General features: G+C 62.2%; 23 protein-coding genes. 18 read left to right on the top strand and 5 right to left on the bottom strand.

Going from position 1 to position 24,817, the window contains the following annotated elements; translation table 11 throughout:
• Positions 1-57 precede the first annotated feature (57 nt).
• Positions 58-3,180: an efflux RND transporter permease subunit gene (locus JWZ97_RS12910; protein WP_205429874.1), complete on the top strand. Its 3,123-nt coding sequence runs from the start codon at positions 58-60 to the stop codon at positions 3,178-3,180.
• On the top strand, positions 3,167-4,648 hold the full coding sequence (locus tag JWZ97_RS12905) for an efflux transporter outer membrane subunit (protein WP_205429864.1): 1,482 nt from the start codon (positions 3,167-3,169) through the stop codon (positions 4,646-4,648). The genes JWZ97_RS12910 and JWZ97_RS12905 overlap by 14 nt, the downstream gene beginning before the upstream one ends.
• 53 nt (positions 4,649-4,701) lie before the next feature.
• Here the strand turns inward: JWZ97_RS12905 and JWZ97_RS12900 are convergent, their stop codons facing one another.
• A complete protein-coding gene (locus tag JWZ97_RS12900; protein ID WP_205429862.1) occupies positions 4,702-5,721 on the bottom strand; it encodes a quinone-dependent dihydroorotate dehydrogenase in 1,020 nt (339 codons plus the stop codon).
• Between the two features lie 230 nt (positions 5,722-5,951).
• Between JWZ97_RS12900 and JWZ97_RS12895 the strand changes: the two genes are divergently transcribed.
• From JWZ97_RS12895 to JWZ97_RS12870, 6 genes are all read left to right on the top strand, one after another.
• Positions 5,952-8,045: a DUF6531 domain-containing protein gene (locus JWZ97_RS12895; protein WP_205429860.1), complete on the top strand. Its 2,094-nt coding sequence runs from the start codon at positions 5,952-5,954 to the stop codon at positions 8,043-8,045.
• Between the two features lie 35 nt (positions 8,046-8,080).
• Complete coding sequence (locus tag JWZ97_RS12890; protein ID WP_205429858.1) at positions 8,081-10,585, top strand: RHS repeat-associated core domain-containing protein; 2,505 nt, start codon at positions 8,081-8,083, stop codon at positions 10,583-10,585.
• Positions 10,586-10,637: 52 nt separating this feature from the next.
• Complete coding sequence (locus JWZ97_RS12885) at positions 10,638-10,985, top strand: Imm50 family immunity protein (protein WP_205429857.1); 348 nt, start codon at positions 10,638-10,640, stop codon at positions 10,983-10,985.
• A 241-nt stretch (positions 10,986-11,226) separates the two neighbouring features.
• On the top strand, positions 11,227-11,559 hold the full coding sequence (locus JWZ97_RS12880; protein WP_240342339.1) for an RHS repeat-associated core domain-containing protein: 333 nt from the start codon (positions 11,227-11,229) through the stop codon (positions 11,557-11,559).
• Positions 11,528-11,815, top strand: coding sequence for a hypothetical protein (locus JWZ97_RS12875; protein ID WP_205429856.1), 288 nt, complete (start codon positions 11,528-11,530; stop codon positions 11,813-11,815). Before JWZ97_RS12880 ends, JWZ97_RS12875 begins: the two co-directional genes overlap by 32 nt.
• A 24-nt stretch (positions 11,816-11,839) precedes the next feature.
• Positions 11,840-12,196: a hypothetical protein gene (locus tag JWZ97_RS12870; protein WP_205429855.1), complete on the top strand. Its 357-nt coding sequence runs from the start codon at positions 11,840-11,842 to the stop codon at positions 12,194-12,196.
• A gap of 94 nt (positions 12,197-12,290) precedes the next feature.
• Here JWZ97_RS12870 and JWZ97_RS12865 read toward each other — a convergent pair whose 3' ends face one another.
• A complete protein-coding gene (locus tag JWZ97_RS12865) occupies positions 12,291-13,040 on the bottom strand; it encodes a hypothetical protein (protein WP_205429854.1) in 750 nt (249 codons plus the stop codon).
• 1,058 nt (positions 13,041-14,098) lie between these two features.
• Here JWZ97_RS12865 and JWZ97_RS12860 point away from each other — a divergent pair.
• From JWZ97_RS12860 to JWZ97_RS12815, 10 genes are all read left to right on the top strand, one after another.
• Positions 14,099-15,109, top strand: coding sequence for a sulfonate ABC transporter substrate-binding protein (locus JWZ97_RS12860; RefSeq protein ID WP_205429853.1), 1,011 nt, complete (start codon positions 14,099-14,101; stop codon positions 15,107-15,109).
• A complete protein-coding gene (gene ssuD, locus JWZ97_RS12855) occupies positions 15,106-16,248 on the top strand; it encodes an FMNH2-dependent alkanesulfonate monooxygenase (protein WP_205429852.1) in 1,143 nt (380 codons plus the stop codon). The genes JWZ97_RS12860 and ssuD overlap by 4 nt, the downstream gene beginning before the upstream one ends.
• On the top strand, positions 16,245-17,009 hold the full coding sequence (ssuC, locus tag JWZ97_RS12850) for an aliphatic sulfonate ABC transporter permease SsuC (RefSeq protein ID WP_205429851.1): 765 nt from the start codon (positions 16,245-16,247) through the stop codon (positions 17,007-17,009). Before ssuD ends, ssuC begins: the two co-directional genes overlap by 4 nt.
• A 5-nt stretch (positions 17,010-17,014) precedes the next feature.
• Complete coding sequence (locus JWZ97_RS12845) at positions 17,015-17,752, top strand: ATP-binding cassette domain-containing protein (RefSeq protein ID WP_205429850.1); 738 nt, start codon at positions 17,015-17,017, stop codon at positions 17,750-17,752.
• A 61-nt stretch (positions 17,753-17,813) separates the two neighbouring features.
• Positions 17,814-18,137 carry an EthD family reductase gene (locus JWZ97_RS12840; RefSeq protein ID WP_205429842.1) on the top strand — a complete coding sequence of 108 codons (324 nt, stop codon included), beginning with the start codon at positions 17,814-17,816 and terminating at the stop codon, positions 18,135-18,137.
• Positions 18,138-18,168: 31 nt separating this feature from the next.
• Positions 18,169-18,717 carry a D-alanyl-D-alanine carboxypeptidase family protein gene (locus JWZ97_RS12835; protein WP_205429840.1) on the top strand — a complete coding sequence of 183 codons (549 nt, stop codon included), beginning with the start codon at positions 18,169-18,171 and terminating at the stop codon, positions 18,715-18,717.
• A 226-nt stretch (positions 18,718-18,943) separates the two neighbouring features.
• Positions 18,944-19,852, top strand: a complete 909-nt coding sequence (locus JWZ97_RS12830) for an MASE1 domain-containing protein (RefSeq protein WP_205429838.1) — start codon at positions 18,944-18,946, stop codon at positions 19,850-19,852.
• A complete protein-coding gene (locus tag JWZ97_RS12825; protein WP_205429828.1) occupies positions 19,853-20,563 on the top strand; it encodes a sensor histidine kinase in 711 nt (236 codons plus the stop codon).
• A gap of 2 nt (positions 20,564-20,565) precedes the next feature.
• Entirely contained in the window at positions 20,566-21,240 is a 675-nt protein-coding gene (locus tag JWZ97_RS12820) for a response regulator transcription factor (protein WP_205429826.1), read from the top strand.
• Positions 21,241-21,410: 170 nt separating this feature from the next.
• Entirely contained in the window at positions 21,411-21,779 is a 369-nt protein-coding gene (locus JWZ97_RS12815) for an IPT/TIG domain-containing protein (protein WP_205429824.1), read from the top strand.
• 161 nt (positions 21,780-21,940) lie between these two features.
• On the opposite strand, the gene nhaD is transcribed toward JWZ97_RS12815, so the two are convergent.
• From nhaD to JWZ97_RS12800, 3 genes are all read right to left on the bottom strand, one after another.
• On the bottom strand, positions 21,941-23,314 hold the full coding sequence (gene nhaD, locus JWZ97_RS12810; RefSeq protein WP_240342585.1) for a sodium:proton antiporter NhaD: 1,374 nt from the start codon (positions 23,312-23,314) through the stop codon (positions 21,941-21,943).
• A gap of 237 nt (positions 23,315-23,551) precedes the next feature.
• Complete coding sequence (locus JWZ97_RS12805; protein WP_205429804.1) at positions 23,552-24,244, bottom strand: (5-formylfuran-3-yl)methyl phosphate synthase; 693 nt, start codon at positions 24,242-24,244, stop codon at positions 23,552-23,554.
• Positions 24,241-24,795 (bottom strand): DUF447 domain-containing protein, encoded by a 555-nt coding sequence (locus JWZ97_RS12800; protein WP_205429801.1) that lies wholly within the window; start codon positions 24,793-24,795, stop codon positions 24,241-24,243. Before JWZ97_RS12800 ends, JWZ97_RS12805 begins: the two co-directional genes overlap by 4 nt.
• Positions 24,796-24,817 lie beyond the last annotated feature (22 nt).

The raw sequence follows: 24,817 nt of genomic DNA, 5'->3' as shown, positions 1-24,817 counted from the left end.
GAGGAGCGATGATGCGCTTCACGGCGTTCAGCACATCCTATTGATGTAGGCACACGCATGGGCATAGAAATCTTCATCCGCCGGCCGGTCACGACCAGTCTGCTGGCCATCGCCATCCTGCTGGCGGGCATCGTCGCCTATCTGCAACTGCCGGTGGCGCCCATGCCCATGGTGGACTTTCCGACCATCTCGGTGGACGCCCGGCTGCCCGGCGCCAATCCGGAGACCATGGCGGCCACCATGGCCACGCCGCTGGAGCGTACCTTGGGGCGCATCGCCGGCCTGAGCGAAATGACTTCCTCCAGCGGACAGGGCGGCACCCGCATATCCCTGCAATTCGAACTGTCGCGCGACATCAACGGCGCCATGCGCGACGTGCAGGCCGCGATCAACGCGGCCCGCGCCCAGTTGCCGGCCAATCTCCCGACCCAGCCCAGCTTTCGCAAATACAATCCGGCGGATCAGCCGGTCATCGAGATGGCGGTGATGTCCGACGTGATGGACCGCGGCAATCTTTACGATTTGGCCTCGACCATCCTGGCCCAGCGCATCTCCCAGATCCCCGGCGTGGGCCTGGTCGAGGTCGGCGGCTCCTCGCTGCCGGCCGTGCGGGTGGAACTCAATCCGGGCGCGCTCGCCAAATACGGCGTGGGGCTCGAGGACGTGCGGGCGGCGATCAACGCGGCCAACGTCAACCGTCCCAAGGGCCAGATCGAAGAGGGAGACAAGCGCTGGGAGCTCCAGGTCAACGACCAGGCCCGAACGGCCGCCGACTATCTCCCCTTGATCGTCGCCTACCGCGAGGGCGCGCCGGTGCGCCTGAGCGATCTCGGCAACGTCGTCGATTCGGTGGAGAACCTGCGCAACGCCGGCTATGCCAATGGCCATCCGGCCGTGGTGGTGCGCGTCTACAAGCAGCCCGACGCCAACATCGTGGCCACCGTGGAGCGCGTGCTGGGCCTGCTGCCCGAGCTGGAGGCCGGATTGCCGGCGGCGGCCGACATCGAGGTACTGATGGAGCGCACCCGCACCATCAAGGCTTCGCTGCGCGAGGTGGAGCACTGCCTGGCGCTGTCCGTCGGGCTGGTGATGATCGTGGTGTTCCTGTTCCTGCGCAATCTGCGCTCCACCCTGATTCCGTCGGTCGCCATACCGGTTTCCCTGATCGGCAGCTTCGCCGTGATGTATCTGTGCGGCTTCAGCCTGGACAACCTGTCCCTCATGGCCTTGGCCGTGGGCACCGGCTTCGTGGTGGACGACGCCATCGTGGTGCTGGAGAACATCTCCCGCAAGATCGAGGAGGGTATCCCTCCCATGCGGGCGGCCATCGAGGGCGCCCGCGAAGTGGCTCCCACGGTGATTTCCATGAGCCTGGCCCTGCTCGCCGTGTTCCTCCCCATACTGCTGATGGGCGGCATCGTCGGGCGCATGTTCCGCGAGTTCGCCGTGACCCTGGGCGCCGCCGTGATCGTGTCCCTGGTGGTATCGGTCACGCTCACGCCCATGCTGTGTTCCCGTTTCCTGAAGCACGAAACAAAGTCTCCGGCGGAACAGGGGCGATTCTTCCGCGGGCTGGATGCCGGATTTCAATGCCTGTTGAACGGCTACAGCCGCTCGCTGAGCTGGGCGCTTTCCCATGGGCGGCTGGTGCTGCTCCTGCTGGTATCGGCCGTGGGCCTCAACGTCTATCTCTACACCGTCGTGCCCAAGGGCTTCTTTCCGGAACAGGATACCGGCCGGCTGATCGGCGGCCTGCAGACCGATCCTAACCTGGCCTTCGGGCTGATACGGCAAAAGCTCGCCGACGCCCTGGAACGGGCGTCGCGCGATCCGGACGTGAAGACGGTGGCCGGCTTTACCGGCGGCGGCGGCCCCGGCTTCAACGTCCTGCTCAAGCCCTTGGGCGAGCGCAGCAGCCGCAGTTCCAACGAGGTGCTGGCGCGTCTGCGCGCTCAGTTCGGCAAGATACCGGGCGTCAGGCTGTTCCTGTTCCAGGCCCAGGACGTGCGCACCGGCGGACGCTTCTCGCCGGGCAGCTTCCAGTACACGCTGGAGTCCGGCGACCTGGCCGAACTGCGCTACTGGACCCCGCGCCTCGTCGAAGCGCTGTCGAAACGACCGGAACTGGACGACGTCGGCTCCGACCTGCAGGAGAAAGGCCAGGAGCTCAGGCTGGTCGTCAACCGCGACGCCGCCTACCGCCTGGGGGTGAAGCAGGAGCTGATCGACCAGACGCTCAACGATGCCTTCGGCCAACGCCCGGTCTCGGTGATCTACAATGCGCTCAACCAGTACCGCGTCATCATGGAGCTGGATCCGGCCCACTGGCAGAGCCCCGAGGCTTTGCAGCAACTCTACGTCAGCGTGCCGCCCAGCGCCCAGTATCCCGAAGCCCGGCAGATTCCGCTGGCTAACTTCGTGACCCTGGAGCGCGGCACCGCGCCGCAGGAAATCAATCACCACGGGACCGCGGCCGCCGCCACGATTTCGTTCAACCTCAAACCCGGCATTTCCCTCTCGGACGCCGCGCTCATCATCGAGGACACGGTGGCCTCGCTCGGCGCCCCCGCCTCGCTGCACGGCGGTTTCCAGGGCACGGCCAAAGCCTTCAAGGAGTCGCTGGACAGCCAGCCCTGGCTGATCCTCACCGCCCTGCTGGCGATCTACGTAGTGCTGGGCATCCTTTACGAAAGCTATGTGCATCCCTTGACCATCATCTCCACGCTGCCGTCGGCCGGCGTTGGCGCGCTGCTGGCCCTGCTGGTGTGCAAGACCGAATTCAGCCTGATCGCCTTCATCGGCGTGATCATGCTCATCGGCATCGTGAAGAAGAACGCCATCATGATGATCGACTACGCCTTGCAAGCCGAACGCGAACAAGGCCTGGCGCCGCGCGAAGCCATCTTCGCCGCCTGCCGGATGCGTTTCCGTCCCATCCTGATGACCACCCTGGCGGCCCTGGTCGGCGCCCTGCCGCTCGCCCTGGGCAGCGGCGACGGCGCGGAGATGCGTCAGCCTTTGGGCATCTCCATCGTCGGCGGACTGCTGGTCAGCCAAGTGCTGACCCTGTACACGACCCCGGTCGTTTATCTCTACCTGGACCGCTTCCGCTGGTGGTGCATCCGCACTTTCAAGCCTTCTACTCCTGAAAATCTAGAAAAACCGCATGAGGCCATCTAAACGTACCCTCACGGGCGGCGCGCTGTTCGCCGCCACCCTGTTGCTGCAGGCCTGCGCCGTCGGGCCCGACTATCAACGTCCCGCTTTGAACGTGCCGGAGAAGTTCAGGGAGTTGCCGCCGGACTGGAAGGTCGCTAGGGCCGACGAACAGCCCATCGCGGGCAACTGGTGGGAAATCTACGGGGATCCGCTGCTGAACGAGCTGGAACGGCAGATCCCGGCCAACCTGTCGCTGGCGCAGGCCGAGGCGCAGTTCCGCCAGTCGTCGGCGCTGGTGGAGAACACGCGGGCGGGCCTGTTTCCACGGATCAACGGCTCGGCCAGCTTCAACCGCTCCATCCAGGCCCAGGGGCAAAACCAGGTCGTTCCCGGCGTCCGGGAGATATTCAATACCGCCGCCGCCGCCGCCTGGGAACTGGATCTCTGGGGACGCATCCGCCGCCAGGTCGAAGCCGGCGAGGCGACCGCCGCCGCCAGCGCCGCGACCATGCAGGCGCTCAGGCTGTCTCTGCAGTCGCAACTGGCGCAGAACTATTTCCAGCTGCGCAGCCTGGATGCGCAGAAGACCGTCCTGAACACCAGCGTCGAGGCCTACCGCAAGACGCTGACACTCACCCGCAACCGCTATGCGGCGGGCGTGGTGAGCAAGGCGGACGTGGTGCAGGCGGAGACCCAGCTCACGTTTACGGAGGCGCAGGCCACGGATCTCGATGTGCAGCGTTCCCAACTGGAACACGCCATCGCCGTGCTGATCGGCAAGGCCCCGTCCGAACTCACGATCGAAGCTTCGCCGTCCCTGGCCGGCTTGCCGAGCCTGCCGGCCGCCTTGCCGTCCACCCTGCTCGAACGGCGGCCGGACATCGCCGCAGCGGAACAGCAGGTGATCGCGGCCAATGCCCAGATCGGCGCGGCGCGTGCGGCGTTTTTCCCCAACGTCACCATCAATTCCACCATCGGCTTCCAGAACACCCAGATCGAACGCCTGTTCACCACGGCCAGCCAGTACTGGGCCCTGGGGCCGGCCGCCGCCGCCTTACCCTTGTTCGAAGGCGGCTCCAAGAATTCCCAGTTGAAGCAGGCCATCGCCGGCCACGAAGCGACCACGGCCGCCTACCGGCAAGCGGTATTGACCGGCTTGCAGGAGGTCGAGGACAACCTGGCCGCCCTGCACGCGCTCGAGTCCGAGGCCAAGTCGCTGGAATTGTCGGTCAAGACCGGTCAGGAAGCCGTCCAGTTGACCACCAATCAGTACAAGGCCGGCACCGTCAGCTTCCAGAACGTGCTCACGGCGCAGACCCAGGCGCTGGTGAATGAACGAGCCGCCATCGGCGTCCAGGGGCGGCGGCTGACCGCCTCGGTGCTGCTGGTCAAGGCCTTGGGCGGCGGCTGGGATCCGGCGACGCTCAAGCAGGAACAGGAGCGCAACGAGGTCGGTTGGCGGCATTATCTGCCCTATCCGGAGAGCTGAGCATACCGCCGGCCGGGGCCCCTGCCGGGCTCGGCCGGTTTGCGGGCCGGCCGCTAGCGCTCCGGCAGCGACTCGACGATTTCCCTGATCAGATCCGGGCCGCGGTAGATGAAGCCGCTGTAGACCTGCACCAGCGCGGCGCCGGCGGCGAACTTGGCCTGCGCGTCCGCGGCGCCGAAGATGCCGCCGCAGGCGACGATGGGCAGTTCGCCGCGCAGGATCTCCGCCAGGCGGGCGACCACCGCCGTCGACCGTTCCAGCAGGGGCCGGCCACTCAGTCCACCGGCCTCCTGCGCGTAAGGCGAGCCCTGAACCTTGCTGCGATCCAGCGTGGTGTTGGTGGCGATCACCGCGTCCACGCCGTTTTTCAGCAGGGTTTCCGCCAACTCCGGCAAATCCTCGTCCGCCAGATCCGGCGCGATCTTCACCGCCAGCGGCACGCGCCGGCCGTGCTCATCCGCCAACTCCTCGCGCGTTTCCGCCAGCCCCGCCAGCAGTCCATTCAGCGACTCGCCCAGTTGCAGCGTGCGCAGGCCCGGCGTGTTGGGCGAGGAGATGTTGACGGTCACGTAGTCGGCATGGGCATAGACCTGCCGCAGGCACAGGCGGTAGTCGTCCAGCGCGTTTTCCACCGGCGTGAACACGTTCTTGCCGATGTTGATGCCCAGCACCACCTGCGAGCGCCGCGCCTTGACCCGCTCGACCAGATGCTCCACGCCCAGGTTGTTGAAGCCCAGGCGGTTGATCAGCGCTTCCTGCTCCACCAAACGGAACAGCCGCGGCCGGGGATTGCCCGGCTGCGGTTTGGGCGTGACGGTGCCGATCTCCAGGAAGCCGAAACCCAACGCGGCCATCCCGTCGATGCAGTCGCCGTTCTTGTCCAGGCCGGCGGCCAAACCGACGGGATTGGGGAACTCCAGCCCCATCACCCTGAGGGACTTGGGCGGCAAGGCCTGGCGCACCGGATTCAAGGCACCCAGCCGGGCGAGTTGCCGCAAGGCCGTCAGGCTCAAGTGATGGGCGGTTTCGGGATCGAAACGGAAAAGCAGGGAACGGAGAAGGTCGTAGTGCATGACAGCCGGTCAGGATTTGGGAATCGAGGAAAACGATGGAACACCCGCGGTTCGCCATGTTGAAACATTTTTCGCCGCCGCGATAGTCTCCGTCGGAACAAATCCTGGCCGTCGTTGTTTCGCCCCGCTCGATGGAAGATACTGCCCATCCGACGGCGCAGGTAGGGCCGCGCCGCGCCGTTCGGCCGCCTGGGCCGGCGATCGCAAAATTCACTAAGGAGACAAGGAAAATGGTGAACGTAGAACGGATGGTCGGCGCGACCAGCCAAGCGCGGGGTGCTTCCCTGTCCAAGCACGGTTGTCGCACCGCCTTAGGCGTGCTGGTTTTCTGCGGAATGGCGGCGGTCGGTTCCGCCGAGGCCTGCTCGCTCAGCTTCACCTCGCCGGCCCGGGGCAGTACCGTAAGCAGCGCCACGGTGGGTGTTTCCGGCACGGGCTCGGGGAATGCCAACCCGGGCGACATCGGCCAGGTCACCGCCACTCTCAATGGCGTACCGTTCTTCAGTCAGACCGGCACCTTCACCACGCTGATCAATTTCTTGGGCTCCGGCAGTGCCTCCGTGACCCTGCAGCCGGGGACCAACGTGTTCAACGTGACGGGCAGCGTCAACGGCTGCAGCGCCTCGGACAGCATGGTGGTTTATTACACCCCGCCACCGCCGCAGGCGCAAAAGAATGCCGGTCCGCCCGCTTGCCCGAACGGCAGCAATCCCATCAATGGTGCGACCGGCAACAAGTTCCAGGAGGAAACCGATTATCTCGGCGACGGCCGGTTACCCCTGCGCTTCACCCGCTACTACAACAGCTTTTACGGCACGGCCCGCACGCTGGGCTGGAACTGGAAGTCCAGCTATGACCACATCCTGTCGGTCAGCGGCAATAATGCCTACATCACACGGCCCGACGGCCGGGCTTACCGGTTCACGCTGTCCGGCTCCGCCTGGCTGCCCGACGGCGATGTCAACGCCCGGTTGCTGCCGCAGACCGGCGGCGGTTGGCGGTTCATCGAGAGCGACGAAGGAGTATCGGAGTTATATGACGGCTCAGGCCGGCTGACCGCCATCGTCACCGCCGAAGGCTGGGCACAAGACCTGGCGTACGATGCACAGGGACGTCTGCTCCGCGTCACCGAGCGTTCGACCGGCCGCCAGTTGTCATTGACCTATGATGCGCAGAACCGCCTCGTCGGCCTGACCGACCCCGCCGGCGGCGTGCATGCCTACGGCTACGACGCCGGCGGCAATCTCGCTACCGTGAGCCACCCGGACGGCGACGCCAATCCCGTCAATAATCCGGTCCGCACTTATGTCTACAACGAACCGGCCCAGACATCCGGCGCCAGCCTGCCCCATGCCCTGACCGGCATCGTCGACGAAAACGGCCAGCGCTACGCCACCTATCGCTACGATGCCCAAGGCCGTGGCATCGGTACCGAACATGCCGGCGTGGAGAATTACCAGTTGGCCTACAACGCCAACGGCAGCACATCCGTCACCGACCCGCTCGGCAGCGTGCGCACTTACCATTTCCAGACCGTGCTCGGCGTGGTCAAAAGCACCGGGATCGACCAGCCCGCCGGCGCCGGTTGCCCGGCCAGCGGCAGTGCTCTGAGCTACGACGGCAACGGCAATATCGCCCGTCGCACCGACTTCAACGGCAACACCCACTGCCGGGCCTACGACCTGAGCCGCAACCTGGAAACCGCGCGGGTCGAAGGCCTTGCGCCGGGCAAGAGCTGCCCGGCCGATGTCGCCGCCTACAGTCCGGCGGCCAACACGGTCGAGCGCAAGATCACCACCGCCTGGCATCCAAACTGGCGTTTGGAAGCCCGCCGGGCCGAACCGCGCAAGCTCAGCACCTGGGTCTACAACGGCCAGCCCGACCCGACCAACGGCAATGCCCTGGCCAGTTGCGCGCCGAGCGGCGCCCTGCTGCCCGACGGCACTCCCATCGCCGTGCTGTGCAAACGCATCGAACAGGCCACCACTGATAACACGGGGGCTTTGGGCTTCTCCGCCACCGTGACCGGCAACCCGCGCATCGGGTCCTACACCTACAATGCCCAGGGCCAGGTATTGACCGAGGACGGCCCGCGTACCGACGTGGCCGACATCACCACCTATGCCTACTACAGCGACAGCAGCGGCGGCCACAAACCGGGCGATCTGTGGAAGATCGCCAACGCCAAGGGGCATGTCACTACGTTCCTGACCTATAACGCCAACGGACGTCCTTTGACCGTTCAGGACTCCAACGGCGCGGTGTACACGTACGCCTACGATGCCCAAGGGCGCCTGGCCAGCAAGGCGCGCACCGCGAATTGAGCCCGCGTCCCCTCTAAAACAACGGATAGTTTTCCATGAGCAAAATTACGCACGAGATGCATCGCCCGCATGCCCTGCGGCGGCTATTGGTGGCCAGCTTGCTGGCTCTATTGGGATTGATGGCACCGGCCTGGGCGGTCACCACGACCACCACCCACTACACCTATGACGCGACGGGCAGCCTGATCAAGCTCACCAAGCCCAGCGGCGCGTATTTCGACTTCACCTACGACGCCGCCCACCGCCTCACCGACATCACCGATGCCCTGGGCAACCGCATCCATTACACCCTGGACGCCGCCGGCCACCGCACCGAAGAAGAAATCTTCGATGCCAACAACCAAAGGACTTACCACCACAGCCGGGTCTACGATGCCCTTTCCCGCATCGCCCAGGAGATCGGCGCCCACGCGGGCGAGGTGACGTCCTATACCTACGACGCCAACGGCAACCTCCTCACGGTCACGGATGCCAACACTCACACCACCACGCACAGCTATGACGCGCTGAACCGGCGCACCGCTACCACCGACGCCAATGCGGCCACGACCCACTACGCCTACGATGCCCGCGACCGGCTGGTGTCGGTCACCGATGCCCAGCAGCACCAGACCACCTACGCCTACGACGGCCTGGACAACCTGCTGCAGGAAACCAGCCCCAACACCGGCACCACGACCTATGCCTATGACAGCGCCGGCAACCGCGTCAGTAAAACCGATGCGGAAAACGTGGTGTCGACGTATACCTACGATGCCCTGAACCGGGTCACCCAGGGGGACGGCAGGCTGTCCTACTACGATGAAAACGGTTATCTGGGCAAGCTAACCCATGTGGCGGCCAGCGGCGGTTATATCACTTACCGGTACTTGACCTACGACCAAGCCGGCCGGCTGACGTCCGTCACCGCCAAAGGTTTGCCGCATACGTACGATAATTTCATCCGCTATCGCTATAACGCGGACGACAGCATCAGCCAAATCGCCCATTCGAAATATCGCGAAATCAACTACGGCTACGATGCGGCTGGGCAGGTTAGTTCGGTGTCACTGCATGATTGGGACGATGGCGGTCCGACGGATTTTGTTTTCGACATTACCACTCCGCTGGCAAGCAATATCTCCCATTTGCCGTTCGGCCCCATCCAAACGTTCACCTACGGCAACGGCAAGACGCAGACCCGCCAGTACGACCAGAACTACCGGGAAACTGGCCGCAGCGTACCGGACGTCATGACCGCCGATTACGGTTACGACCCGGTCGGCAACCTGACCGGGATTACCGACCCCCTGAGTCCCTCGGGCAGCCCGCGCACGTTCACGTACGACCCGCTGAACCGGCTGACTGGCGCCAGCGCTGGCAACACCCATGCGTTCACCTACGACGATGTGGGCAACCGTCTGAGCAGCAGCATCAATGCCGCGCAGACTACCTACACCTATGACCTGGGCAGTCAAAAGCTACTGACGCTGACAGGCAGTCAGCAGGCAAGCTATCAATACGATGCCAACGGCGATGTCGCGCACGTGGGGAACCGCTCCTTCACGCATACGGCCGACTATTTGCTGACGGCGATTACGGACACCGTGAACGGAAGCCCGGTGATCACGCTATCGAATCGCTACGACGGGTTCGGTTATCGTGTCATGAAGTATCCCAATGTCGGCGGCTATGTCACCTACGACCATGACGTGTTGAGCGGCACCTTGCTGAACGAAACCCGATGGGCGGGTGTCGGCTACGGCTTCTTCGCGCATACCTACGCCTATCTGGAAGGCGAACCGCTGGCGCGGATCAACTACGATGTGGATACCGACCCCACGCAAACCCCCTGGCCGGTCCATTACTACCACAACGACCGGTTGGGAACGCCGCAGAAGACCACCGACCAAACGGGCAACCTCAGTTGGGCAGCGCAGATCGACCCCTTCGGCAAAGCCACGGTCACGAGCGGCTACATCACCCAGAACCTGCGCTTCCCCGGCCAATACTACGACGAAGAATCAGGCCTGCACTATAACATCGCCCGCTTCTACGACCCCAACCTCGGCCGCTACCTGGAATCCGATCCCATTGGACTGGCGGGCGGCATTAATAGCTATGCCTATGTGGGGAATAATCCACTGAACTACATCGATCCTTATGGACTAAACCCTGCAACTGCTGCTGAAGGTGCAGTGATAGGTTTAGGTATTGGTGGGCCACCTGGTGCAGTTGTTGGTGGTGTTATCGGTTTCGGTTTGGGTGCTTGGGGCACTTACGAATTCTGGAATTGGTATAATAATGAAAATGCCAATGATGATGGTCAGAGTGGCGAACAGTGTCCTACGAAGGGGAAAGAATCCAAGCCGCCCTTTAATGGCCCACCTAATGGATATGAAGAAGGTCCCCGGAGAGGAAGAGAGTATGGACCAGATGGTAAGCCCATCAGAGATTATGATAATCCCCATCAAGGCGCAGACTACCCGCACGTACATGAGTGGCCCAATGGTGTGAGGGAGCATCCGGGTAGGCCATATTCACCGATACCGAAAAAGTGAGTTAAGAGTGATGAATACTGGCCTCACTAACAGGATTGCTGGGAAGGAATCCGTGATTTCCAAATTGGGATATTGGCCCGAGTTCTGTGATGCCAAATTTCTTGAGTTGGGATTCAGTCGCTACAGTGATTTGGGGACGAGTCTTTCAATGCTGTTGCACTACATCGATACAGACAAAGGGTTCGACCTGAACGTGAGAATCGTCTTGGTCGGAATTATTCAAATGGAATTTCACGGTCTTGCAATAGAGAATGTAATTGATCGCATAGGTCTCATAGATTCAGGCAAAGGTGGCGTAGAGTTCGAACTCGAAGCAGCTGCTGGACTTTATGGTGGATGCTCTTGTGAAATTGCGAATGTCGAGTTGGTATCCATAAAAACCTTTTCGGCGGGTCTGTGAAATAAAACTGGGGGCTGGGTCGAAGTAACAATACGGGGGAAACGGGGTCAGACAATATTCGTGCGATTCCTTGGCTAAATTATGAAAATATCGAGTCTGCCCCCCCTTTTCTTCTTTTCTTTTGGACGTACTGACCGGCATCTTGCTGGACGAAACCCGATGAGCGGGTGTCGGCTACGGCTTCTTCGCGCATACCTACGCCTATCTGGAAGGCGAACCGCTGGCACGGATCAACTACGATGTGGATTCCGATCCCACGCAAACTCCCTGGGCTATCCACTACTACCACAACGACCGGTTGGGCACGCCGCAAAAGACCACCGACCAAGCGGGCAACCTAAGTTGGGCAGCGCAGATCGACCCCTTCGGCAAAGCCACAGTCACGAGCGGCTACATTACCCAGAGCCTGCGCTTCCCCGGCCAATACTACGACGAAGAATCAGGCCTGCACTACAACATCGCCCGCTTCTACGACCCCAACCTCGGCCGTTACCTGAAGTCCGATCCTATTGGGCTGGCGGGGGGAATTAATACCTACGCCTATGTCGGGAATAATCCGCTCACATACATATGATCCATATGGCTTATCGAAATTCGATAAAACGTTCGGATTTCTAAAGGGTTTCTGGAACTGGTATCACCGAAAGTTCAAACGTCCTGATGATCCGGATTTAGACAAGGAAGAGGCAAAGGCGCTTTGTGATGATTGGAAAAAACAAGGCGAGCCTGGCCCCGACAGCAAAAGGCGGCGGGACGAAAGTGGAGAGGTGGACCCAGAACTGCTTGAATGGTTAATTCCCTGGTGGCTGACTCCAAGTGATGCTTATTGAGATCGGACGAACTAAGAGATCAAGGTGGCTGAAATGACTGGGCCAAGTTTCGATGTTGAATTGTCGCTAAGGGAGCCAACATCCTTGTCGATTGATGAAATTGACCACCTTAAGTCCAATTTCTTGATCGAGGATAGGTCAGAGAACGGCTGGGGTATTGTTCTTCGGCTAGATAAAAGCAACGGATTGATGCTCAATGAATTATTGAGGGCACTCATCAAGGCGTGTGAACCTTTCGAGAGCATTATCGCGTTATGCAAGCCAGTTGTTCGAATAGCAGTCTTCAATCCGAATGTTAACTGCACAGTTTGGATTGATGAGACCGCTTGCTTCGCAAAGATTCGCGCTTCCTTGGAAGTTTCGGTATATCCAGCCGATTAGCCCGCGTAGGGCGGAATAGGCGAAGCCGTATTACGCCGTATGAAACCTCATTCGGTGCAATACGCAATGACGCCGCTATTGCAACCTACGCGGGCTATTTCCCCTTGTCGGTCCACTTACTTAAGGGTACAACCCTCACCTGACCGTCCTTGTATTGATATACGATCTTCACTATTTCCTTGATTTCATCACTCTGTGGTTTTAGGAGGGCCTTGGTTCCGGTTACCCTATCGTTGCCCCCTTTCAGCTGCACAATCTTTTGCGCACGCATTTTAATCTGTTCCAATTCCTCCCCTCTAATGTACGTCCCTTGGTTGGGTCTTTTCGCGGCCAGGTTGGTATTGACTTGTGCCGGCGTATTTTCGCCTTGATATAAGATGCTGACGTATCCGTCATACCCCGCGATCATGGGGGTTAACTGGGGTTGGAGCGCGCTACACAAGCCATGGATGACGCTTGCAGTTCCTCCGGACGCGCCGTAGCAGGTTACCACGCAGAGTTTATGTATTTTGGTAAATCCCATCGCCTTGATGAGCGCGGCCCATTGTTCTCCGGTGAGGCCCGCGACCCTGCCGGTACCACCATGGGACACGATATAGACGCCGATAGTCTGGTCCTTGTCGAGATCGGCGGTCGTATTGCCGATACAATAGTTAAATTGACGCAGTTTCTCATGCTTGTTGATGTAATCCTCCCATTGTGAAGAACTGGGAAGCGCCGGTTGCTCGACAACGACGACGAATGCTCCGTATCGTTCCTTGAGCTGGGCCGCGCCACGATCAACCTCTTCATTATCGCCCTGTGAACTATGCACCGCGATGACGATCACATAGGTCGTTTTCATATTGATTCCCTTAGCGGATAGGACACTCGATCGAACTGTAAAAACAAGTAATACAGCGGACAAAATGTCGGCTTATTGGAAGGTTCATGATGATGGCGAGAGAAAAGTCCGTCAAGCAATGCAAAAGTAGAAATGAGTGTTGTGCGCTTTCGGGAGCGGTCACGAACAAACCCGCTGGCAAAAAACCGGAATTTATTGGGACTTAATGAGAGCGGCGACCGTCCTGCATATGTCTTGCGTGGCCATACCGGTCTAGGGAGATTGCATTAGTCAAATAGGCCAAATTCTGACTGCAGCAGCCTCATAGTGGCGCAGCCGAACGAGAAATATCACGACCCTTTCAATCCTTGACGATCAGGCTGTGGCGGCTTGTATCGCGCATGCGCAGATAGACGATGAGCGATAGTCCCACCATGGGGCCATAGGATGCGCTAACCGAAGGGAAGCGCATCGTTCGCGTCTGGCGTACGGCAACGGCTTGAAGTCGCTACCGGGAGCGTCGCCATCATTTGCGAAACCCGAAATGGGTCCCATCCGATTTCGGGAGCAAAAAATTGCGGGAAACGGGGCAGACACGATTCGCGCGAAGATATCGCGTTTTATGCCGTTTTATGAGGATGGCTTGAGACAATATAGGCCGCCCAGCTACAAACCGAATCTAGATAAAACCCAAGCTAATTTTGCGCAGCGGTTTCCAGGTCAGCAGTCCACACGATGGCAGGGCCATAGGGTGCGGTGAGCTTGCGAACCGCACCGCTCATATCTACGGCGAGCGAGTTTTGGGCCGTAGACGAAAACGCGGAGAATATGGAGTTCTCGGAGTCATACATGATGAGTCGTGCACGGATGCTTATCTCGAAGGCGGACCGCTGGTGCTGAAACCCGCGTGATGCGCAACGGCTGCTGGTTCAGCAACAGATGGCTCCGGCCAGTGCCTCGTGAGCGACAGCGGTGTTTATCGCGCGTCGCCGAAACAAAGACTTGAACGATGGCACGAACATGGCTTCTAAGGCCGGGTGTCGTCTGGCACGGGTACTCGGAAATCGATGAGCAAGCGCATGAATCATACATTTGACCTTGGGGACGGTATCAGGGGCCGGAGCCGTTTGCCGGCCATTTATGTGGCGGCGCTGTTAGGCCTATTGCTTGCGCCGGTCTGCCGGGCGCAGGCGGCGGACGGGCTCCCCGCCAGACCCGCCGAGGTGCGCATCGGCTACCAGAAATACGGCACACTGATACTCGTGAAAGCCCGAGGCCAGTTGGAGCAGCGGCTCAAGGCGCTGAACGTCGCGGTGCGCTGGGCGGAATTCAGCTTCGGCCCGCCCATGCTGGAAGCCTTGAATGCCGGTCATCTGGACATCGCCGCCACGGGTGAAACCCCGCCGGTGTTCGCGCTGGCGGCGCGAGGTTCCAAACTGGCCTACGTGGGCTACGAAGAACCGTCGCCGGAAGGCGAGGCCGTGCTGGTGCGCAAGGATTCCGACATCAGCAGGCTGGAGGATCTCAAGGGCCGCAAAGTGGCCGTGTCGCGCGGATCGAATGCCCATTACCTGCTGATCAAGGCGCTGGAATCGGCACATCTGGGCTGGAAAGACATCCAGCCGGTCTACCTGTTGCCGGCGGAAGCGCGCGCCGCCTTCGCCACCGGTGCCGTGGACGCCTGGGCGGTGTGGGACTTCCATCTGGCCGCCGCGCAGGAAAGCCTGCCGGCGCGGGTGCTGGCCGACGGCAAGGGATTGGTGGCGAACCACGAGATCTACACCTCGTCGCGCGATTTCGCCGACCGTTATCCCGAGCTGACGCGCATCCTTCTGGATGAAATCGGCGACGTCGACACCTGGGTGCATGGCCATCCGGACGAAGCCGCCGAACTCCTCGACCGCCAGCTCAACGTGGGCAAGCCGGCTTTGAAGCGGGCCTTGTCGCGCCGCGGTTACGGCTTGCACCCGGCCGACGCCGCGCTGGCATCTGCGCAGCAGGCCGTCGCCGACACCCTGCACGGCCAGGGGCTGTTGCCCCGGCCGATACGGGTGGCCGATGCCGCACCGCATGGGGATGGCGCGAAGTGAATTTGTTCTGGTTCTTGCCCACCCACGGCGACGGCCGCTATCTCGGCACGCCGCAAGGCGCCCGCGCTGTCGATTACACCTATCTGCGCCAGGTGGCGCAGGCCGCCGACAGCCTGGGTTACGGCGGCGTGCTGATCCCGACCGGGGTGACCTGCGAAGACCCCTGGGTCGTGGCCTCCGCCCTCATCCCGGTCACCGAAAACCTGCGCTTTCTGGTCGCGGTGCGGCCGGGACTGACGACGCCCACCGTCGCGGCGCGCATGGCCGCCACCCTGGACCGCCTGTCCGGCGGACGCTTGCTCATCAACGTGGTGGCCGGCGGCAATCCGGCGGAACTGGCTGGCGATGGACTATTCCTGGAGCACGATCAGCGCTACGAACTGACGGCCGAATTCCTGACCATCTGGAAGGACTTGATGGCGGGCGCCGACGTGAGTTTTGCCGGCCGATACCTCCGCGTCGAGAGCGCCAAGCTCGCCTTCCCGCCGGCCCAGACGCCTCATCCGCCGCTGTATTTCGGCGGCTCGTCGCCGGCGGCCCACGCGGTCGCCGCGGAGCATGTCGATCACTATCTCAGTTGGGGCGAGCCGGTTGCAGACGTGGCGCGAAAAATTGCCGACCTGCGTATACGGGCCGAGCGGTTCGGACGCGTCTTGCGCTATGGCCTGCGCATCCATGTGATCGTCCGGGAAACCGAACGGGAGGCCTGGGACGCGGCCGAAGCACTCATCCGTCATGTCGGCGATGAAGCCATCGCCGCGGCGCTGCGCGCCTACGCTCAGTCGGACTCCGAGGGGCAGCGCCGCATGACCCAGTTGCACGGCGGTTCCCGCGACAGGCTGGAAGTCGCGCCCAATCTGTGGGCCGGGGTGGGTTTGGTGCGCGGTGGGGCGGGCACCGCCCTGGTGGGCGACCCGCAGACCGTCGCCGCCCGTTTGCAGGAATATGCCGATCTAGGCATCGACACCTTCGTGTTGTCTGGCTATCCGCATCTGGAAGAGGCCTACCGGGTGGCGGAATTGCTGTTTCCGCTTTTGCCGGTCAGTCGAACCGCCGGACAGACCGCGGCCGAACCGGTATTCCATCTGAGTCCCGTGGGCGACACCGGCAAGGTGGAACTCAAGGCCAAGACGGGATGAGCGGCCGCGTCGCTTTCCTGACGCCCTGGTTGCTGCCGCTCGCGCTGCTGATCGTTTGGGAAACCAGCGCGCGCCTCGGCTGGCTGGACGGCCAGATACTCCCGTCGCCGGAGGAGGTAATCACCGCCTTGTTCGGCCTGCTGCGTTCCGGCGAACTGGCCCAGCATGTCGCCGTCAGTGCGGCCCGCGCCTTGAGCGGTTTCGTCGTCGGCGGCAGCCTGGGCTTCGCGCTGGGTTTGTGCAACGGCTGGATGTCATGGGCCGAGCGCTTGCTGGATACTTCCCTGCAAATGCTGCGCAACATTCCCCATCTCGCCCTGCTGCCGCTGCTCATCCTGTGGTTCGGCATCGGCGAGGAGACCAAGATACTGCTGGTGGTGCTGGGCGTGTTCTTCCCGGTTTACGTCAACACCCTGATGGGTCTGAAAACCGTGGATCCGCAATTGGTGGAGATGGCGCGCAGCTACGGCCTGAGCGGGTACGGGCTGTTCCGCGATGTATTGTTCCCCGGCGCGCTGCCTTCCATCCTGGTCGGCGTTCGCTATGCGCTGGGGATCATGTGGATCACCCTGATCGTCGCCGAAACCGTCGCCAGCAGTTCCGGCATCGGCTATCTCGCCATGAACGCACGGGAATTCATGCAGACCGATGTGGTGGTCTTGTCCATCCTCATCTACGCCCTGTTGGGCAAGCTGGCGGACTGGGCCGCGCATGGCCTGGAACGGCGCTTGCTGGCCTGGCATCCGGCTTATCGCCGCTGATACCGATGCCCGATCCCAGCTTGGCGGAAAGCGTCGGCAGTTCGGTACGCCTGGAGGGCGTGGTCAAGCGCTACGCCGGCTGTCCCGTGTTGAAGGGTCTGGATGTCGCGATACCCGCCGGGCAGTTCGTCGCGGTGGTGGGTCGCAGCGGCTGCGGCAAGAGCACGCTGTTGCGTCTGGTCGCCGGACTGGAGTCGGCCGATTCCGGCCGCATCCACATCGGCGATAGCGCTACGGACCCACGCGGGACGTGCGTCCTGTTTCAGGAGGCGCGTTTGCTGCCGTGGAAGCGGGTCTTGGACAACGTCGGCTTGGGGCTGGAAGGAAACTGGCGGGAAGCCGCCGGCCTGGCCTTGCAGCAGGTCGGCCTGGAGTCGCGCGCGCGGGATTGGCCGGCGACGCTGTCGGGTGGCCAACGCCAGCGGGTCGCATTGGCGCGCGCCGTGGTGCGCCGGCCCGGCTTGCTGCTGCTGGACGAACCCTTGGGTGCGCTGGATGCCTTGACCCGTATCGAGATGCAGCGGCTGCTCGAAAACCTGTGGCTGCGGCGCCGCTGCACCGTCCTGCTCGTCACCCACGACGTGGCCGAAGCCGTGGCCTTGGCCGATCGCATCCTGATGCTGAAAGACGGCGCCATCGCGCACGATCTCCCGATAGCCTTATCCCGCCCGAGGCGGCGAGGTTCGGCGGAGTTCGCCGCGTTGGAAGAAAAAGTCCTGGACTGGGTATTGGATGGCGGCTAGTCGCGAGGGAGAATGCCGGCATCATGATCCCCTCCACGGTCGCCCCTTAGCCGAGACCTCGATGATAAAAATCAGCATTCTGTACCCGAACAATGAAGGCGCACGGTTCGATTTTCGCTATTACGTCGAAAGACACATGCCGATGTCCATCGACCTGTTGAGCGTGCACCCCGGCTACCGGGGCGTCAGCGTGGAGCAGGGAGTAGGCGGCGCCGTTCCGGGAGCGGAACCGGCCTATGTCGCGATGTGCCATTTCCTGTTCGACGCGCTCGAAAGTTTCCTGGCGGCTTACACGCCCCACGCGGCTGTGCTCCAGGGCGACATGCCCAACTACACGGACATCGTCCCGCTCATACAAGTCAACGAAGTGCTCATCGCCCGGTAGCGATCTGAGAGGCCGACAAGCGGTAGCCAACATGACCAAGATAGAAGCTCGGAATACCTGCGGTGCCGGTGCCGATACCATTCTCGAACGACTCGGCCTGACCCCGGCGGATCTGACCGCTCGTGGTCTGCGGATTTATCCGGAGGCGGAGAGCCTGGAGGTGGTCGAAACTGGCGACGACGGCAGGGAGCACCTTCTGATACCGGAGGCAGCCGGCGCGTGGCGCGGCCTCAAGCAGGCGGCGCTCGACGACGGCATCCCGCTGTTCATCGTCTCCGCCTTCCGCAGCGTCGGGCGGCAGGAAGAAATCGTCCGGCGCAAGCTCGATGCCGGATTGGCGGTCGCGGACATCCTGAGCGTGTCCGCACCGCCCGGTTACAGCGAGCATCACACCGGTTGCGCGGTCGACGTTTCCACACCCGGCAGCCCCCTGCTCGAAGAGTCGTTCGAGGAAACCCCGGCATTCCGCTGGCTGGCGAGCCAGGCCGGACGTTTCGGGTTCCACCTGTCCTATCCCAGAGGCAATGCCTGCGGCTACGACTACGAGCCGTGGCATTGGTGTTTCAGGGCACCGGAATAGATTTCGAGGCCGCTCGACGCGAGCCTCGCGCGCGAGTGATCGGAAACGGCTTGTGAACGGTGCAAGGGGTTCCGGCAAAGCGTCCGGCGCGATAGTCTTCGCCGGTGGCCTGGCGCCGCGGGAGCGGCGATGAGCGAGAATCCGACGCGATGGCCAGGCCGGAACCAAAACACATGCCGGGGGCGAAAACGTGTCGATCCGGAACCTATTGTCCCCGCCAGACCCGATGGCCGCAGACTCGCGCAGCCCCGCCATGTGGGCGTGCGTGACCGTGGCGGTCTTACTGGTCTATTTCATCGCCGCCAAGCTAGGTTTGATGTACTCCGTCGTGGCGGGCACCGTCAGTCTCGCCTGGCTGCCCAGCGGCATCGCGCTGGCGGCCCTGCTGAAATTCGGCACGGCGGTATGGCCGGGCGTTACCGTGGGTGCATTCCTGGCCAATTGGGACACCGGACTGTCTCTCCCCGTCGTATCGGGCATCAGCCTGGGAAATACCCTGGAGGCGGTGACGGCGGCGGTCTTGCTGGAGCGGGTAGTGCGCTTGCGGTACGGCTTGGACAGCCTCAAGGACGTTTTCAGCTTCCTCCTGGTTGCGGCCGTCGCAGCGGGTATCAGCGCGCTCATCGGCGTAGGCTGCCTGGTCATGGGTGGAGTCATAGCGCCGGGCGATGCCCCCTGGACCTTGCTGGTCTGGTGGATGGGCGACACGACGGGCGCCTATATCGCCGGTCCCTTGCTGCTGACATGGGCGACATCGCCCCCTTCCCGGTTATCGCTGCCGCGCGTCCTTGAAGCGTCCACTTTGGTACTGACCTTGCTGATGGCCATGTGGATCGTTTTCGGCGGCCGGGCGTTCGCCGGTCACGGTCTTTATCCGGCCGCGCTGGCCGTTTTTCCGCTGTCGATCTGGGCGGCCTTGCGTTTCGGGCAGCGCGGCGCCACCGCCGTTACCCTGGTGTCTTCCTTGCTGATGCTGCTGGCGACGACCCATCGCAGCGGGCCTTTCGTGGTGGCTTCGGCCACCGACAGCCTGTTCCGCTGGTGGGTGTTCTCGACGCCCATCACCGTCACGGGGCTCTTGCTGGGGGCGTCCCACGAGGAGCGCCTGCACGCTCGGAATCAACTGGAGGTCTAGGTGGTGCAGCGAACCCAGAACCTGCTGGAGGCCAACCGCAAGCTCCGCAACGAAATGGTCTTGCGCCAGCGCCTCGAACACGAAGTCATCCAGATCAGCGAATACGAGCGCAAAACCATAGGTCAGGAATTGCACGACAGTCTGGGCCAGCATCTGACCGGCATCGCCTTTCTCGGCCAGGCGCTGGCGGAACGGCTCAGCGGCCAGTCGCCCGGAGAAAGCCGCGCCGCCCAGGAGCTTGCGCGCCTGGTTAACGAGGCCATCGTGATGACCCGCTCGCTGGCCCGGGGATTATGGCAAACGCCCTTCGAGGCCGGTGATCTGCACAGTGCACTGGATCAATTGGCCAAGGACACCGCCCGCCGCTACGGAGTGCAATGCAGGTTTTTCGGGGAGCACGGCGCCGATGTCAGCGACGATCTGGTCGCCATCAATCTGTTTCGGATCGTTCAGGAAGCGATAGGCAACGCCATTCGCCATGGCAAGGCCACGCAGATAGCCATCGAGCTTTCGCCCTGGGGCGAGGGGAGCTACCGCTTATCCGTCCGGGACAACGGCTGCGGGATTGCGATCGAGCAGATGGACAACTCGTCGGGCCTCGGTTTACATATCATGGAGTACCGTGCGAACGTCATCGGCGCGGCCGTCGATGTGCAGCGAAATTGCGAGGGCGGCACCCACGTCGTGGTGACGGAAAAATACTGGAGCTAGCCGTGTCAGCACATTACCGGAGCACGGAATCCAAAGCCAGAATTCTGATCGTCGACGATCATCCCATCGTCCGCCAGGGCGTTGCCCAGCTCATCAACTCGCAGCCCGACCTGCATTTGTGCTGCGAAGCCGAAAACGCCGAACAGGCTTTTGCTGCTATGGAGGCCTGCCGCCACGACCTGGCCATCGTGGACATTTCCCTGCCGGGCCTGTCCGGCATCGAACTGATCAAGGCGCTCAAACAGCGTTATGGCGATTTCCCCGTGCTGGTGATTTCCATGCATGAAGAGTCGGTATACGGTGAACGCGCCCTGCGTGCCGGTGCGAAAGGCTACATCATGAAACAGGAAGCCATCCAGAGCATTCTTCAAGCGCTGCGCCAGATACTCGATGGCGGGATCTACCTGAGCCCCTCCATGCAGACCTTGATCCTGTCCGGGCTCACGGGCAACCGCGGAGCCAACGGGGAGCATCCCGTCGCCAGTCTCAGTGACCGCGAGTTCGAAATCCTGCATCTGATGGGCATGGGCTTGACCACCAACCAGATCGCCCGGCAATTGAACCGCAGCATCAAGACGATCGAGACGCACCGGGCGGCCATCAAAATCAAATTGGGGATACCCTCGTCGAGTCAGCTGTTCAAGTTCGCCGTCCAGTGGGTGGAAAAGCAAGTCTGACGTGTAGGTATGTCCAGTCTACGAAATTTGCCTAAGGGATTTGCCTGGGTAAAACCAGAGGTTTCCCGATTTCTAAAATCGTTCGACTGCCCTACGGTGTAAGCCCCTCGGGGAGTTCCGACCGGACGGAGGGTCGGAGCCCGGAGTCAACGGCATATCGGGAGATGAACATGAAGAAAGCGAGTCGTATTGCACTACCCATCCTGCTGGTCGTCCTGTCGGCCTGGTCGGGGGCCGGCATGGCCGGCCGCGGCACTTCCGGAGGCATCAGGGCGCCGGCGCCGATCGTGCTGAGCACCTCGGTCGACCATCAAAAGAATGTAATGACCATCGTAGGCACGAACTTCGGAAATGAAGCACCCAGTGTCAAGCTGGGCGGTAAAAACCTGGAGGTCGTCCGCCATTCCGCGACCGAAATCGTGGTCAACATTCCGCCCATCACCCAGACCTCGACCTTCCTGCTGACCGTCACAAACAGCGGAATCAATCAAACGCCGTCCGCCGATTTCAATGCGGTGATATTTGCCACTGCCGATTAGGTGGATCAGGCGGCTGCCGGGCCATCCGGTAGTTCCCCTCGCGGTGTGCCGCTGCCTGTCGTGAAGTTCAGCCGGCGAAGCTGACCAGGGAGCCTCTGAACAAGCCGATTCCGTTCACGGTTAACCATCTCGCCGCGATGGAGTCGTCGTTCGGGGGCTCCTTAGAAATACCGGCCATTGATGAGAAAGTGCGCGGCGATGCTGCCGAAGTAGCCGAGCAGGATCACCGGCATCCATTTCAGGTGGCTGCTGAAGGTATAGACGCCCTTGGCCTGGCCCATCAGCCCCACCCCGGCGGCCGAGCCGATCGCCAGCAGGCTGCCGCCGACGCCGGCAGTCAGGGTGACCAGCAGCCACTGCCCCTGGGAAATGTCCGGGTGCATGGTGAGGACGGCAAACATGATGGTTCCGTTGTCGATGAAGGCCGAGAAGATGCCGATGAGGATGTTGGCCACGGTCGGGCTGATGTCGCCGTAAAGCACATTGGATGCCAAGGTCAGATACCCCATGAAACTCAGGCCGGCGACGCTCATCATCACCCCGTAGAAAAACAGCAGGGTATCCCACTCCAACTGGGCCACGTTCTTGAATACATCGAAGCTCTGCTGATCGCCGCCGGGAGGCAATACGCCGAATTCGTCACTCGCCTCGGCCTTCTCCTGCCGATCGGACCGCTTTTGCAGGTAAAAACTGAAAAACTTCAGATAGGTCAGGCCGGCGAGCATGCCCGCGACGGGCGGCAGCCTGAGGAAGTTTTCGAAACACACCGCGGTGACGATGGTGAGCACGAACAGGAAGATGATGAACTTGGCGCCCCGCTTCATCTGCGGCTGGTCGCTGGAGGCGGCGGGCTTGGCCTTGGGGATGAAGGCGTGCATGACCGCCGCGGGCAGCACGAAATTGACGATGGAGGGGACCAGCAGCGAGAAGAAATCGGCGAACGGCACCACGCCTTTCTGCCAGACCAGCAGCGTGGTGATGTCGCCGAAGGGGCTGAACGAACCGCCGGCGTTAGTGGCGACCACCACGTTGACGCAGGCGACGGTGACGAAACGCCGATTTTCCTTGCCGACCGCCATCAGCACCGTGCCCATCAGCAGCGCCGTGGTCAGGTTGTTGAGCACCGAAGACATGGCGAAGGAGAGAATGCCGGTGATCCAGAACAGCGAGCGGTACTGGAAACCCTTGCTGAGCAGCCAGACCCTCAGTGTGTCGAACACCCCGCGCTCCTCCATGGCGTTGAGGTAGGCCATGGACACCATCAGAAACAGGAACAGCTCGGCATAGCCTTCCAGGCCGGAGCGGAACGCGTGTCCGACCTCCTCGCCAAAATCGTTGACGGCATAGACGACGGCGATCAGCATCCAGATCGCACTGGCGGCAAACACCATGGGCTTGGATTTCCTCAGGTCCGTGACTTCTTCCACCATGGCCAGCATGTAGGCCACGCCGAAGATGCCGATGGCGCCGAAGCCGACGGGATGCCGCGTAAGATCCAGAATTTTGGAAGCGGCTTCGGAAGCGGTCTCGGCCATGGCGCTGCCGGCCAGCACTAGGAATAGCGTCGCCAGACCGGCTAGGCATGCGGAGGAAGAAAACCTGGTCATGAAGAAAATCGCGTCAGTTGAGGAGGCGAGTGCCCGAGGTCGAGGAACGGGCGCTTGGGAATGTAGTTTCCTACTAAAGCGGAGGTCGTGCCAGCACCGCATCCGCAACGGGTTGCGCCAGCGCCTGCGGGATGGCCCGTCGATCAAGCCAAACGCATCGCTGCATCAGAGCGGAACCTCCGCATGAGCGATGAGAACCCGCAATTCCTCCAGGGCCGCAGGGTCCAGTGCGTCGGTGCGATCATGCCGGCGGCACAGTGCGCCTCGGAATCCCAGGTAGTCGGGCTGCAGGGGCAGGAGCACCTCGATGTCTGCGCGTCGCAGCGAACCGGCCAGGCCGCACAGCAGACCCAGTTCGCGGGCGGTGGCGGCGAATTCTTCCAGATAATCCGGCGGGCAGCGGCGGGTGAGCGAGCCGCCCGTCTTGTCGCGGGTATCGAGCATCGTGCCGGTGAAGCCGGCCTTGGCCAATTCGCCGACCCAGCGGAGCTCGGGCCGGTCGTCGCCGAACAGCACGGCGATCAGACGCTTCCCCTGCCGGGCCTGCGGTGTGAGGGCCTGGATAACGCCGGACCAGTCTCCGCCGGGGAAGAAACCGATCTTGACGTAGTCCACGCCGGTCGCCGCCATGTCGCGCACGGCTTGCTCGACGGTTTCGGGCTGCATAGGCAGATCGCCGACGGTGGCGCTGAGGGGACGCTGTCCGCCCAGTTCGCGCACGATGGCGCGCACCTCGTCGAGCGGAAGGGCTCCAAGGGCACCTTGCGCCGGGTTCTTCAGGTCGACGATGTCGGCGCCGGCTTCCAGCACGAGGCGTGCTTCGGCGAGATTTTTCACGCTCGCGAGCAGGCCGCTCATGCGGGCCGCTCCGCTTCGATCTTTTCCATCAGCCAGCCCCAGGCTTGCAACTCCCGTTCGCCGGCGCATTTCTCCAGGCCTATTTTCAAATAATCCAGCTCCGCGTCTATCTTGCTCCACGGTAGCCGGCCCAGACGGCTGGCGAGGATGGCGGCCTCCAGCACGGCGAACTGGGCCCGGTTGTAGCCCTGGAAAGGCCCGTGTTGAACCTGATGGATGGCGCGGCAATAAAGGCGCGGCCGCAGCTCGTCGTCTTCGACTCGGGCCAGTTCCAGCTCGACGTGGGTGAGCGTTACGCTCAGCCGCGGGCAGGCTACGCGCTCGGCCGGGCTCAGGGGCCAGTCCCGCCGGCCGGTCAGGCAGCCGGCGAACACCCGCACGTCATCGGTGTGGTTGAACACGGCGCAGCCGGTGGCCAGCAGATTGTCCAGGGTGGCGGACGGCTTGAAAGGCATGACGATGAATTCGTCGCCGGCCACGTGCACGCCCATGGGCGCGATGTGGGCGAGCCCTTCGGCCGATTGAGTGGTGACGATGGTTTCCAGGATCATTCGAGTTTAAAGGTCCGCGCGG

Origin of the sequence: Methylococcus sp. EFPC2 (assembly GCF_016925495.1) — a bacterium.
Classification (GTDB): Bacteria; Pseudomonadota; Gammaproteobacteria; order Methylococcales; family Methylococcaceae; genus EFPC2.
Note: the sequence above shows the minus strand (reverse complement) of the source record. Positions and strands in the feature narration are given on the sequence as shown.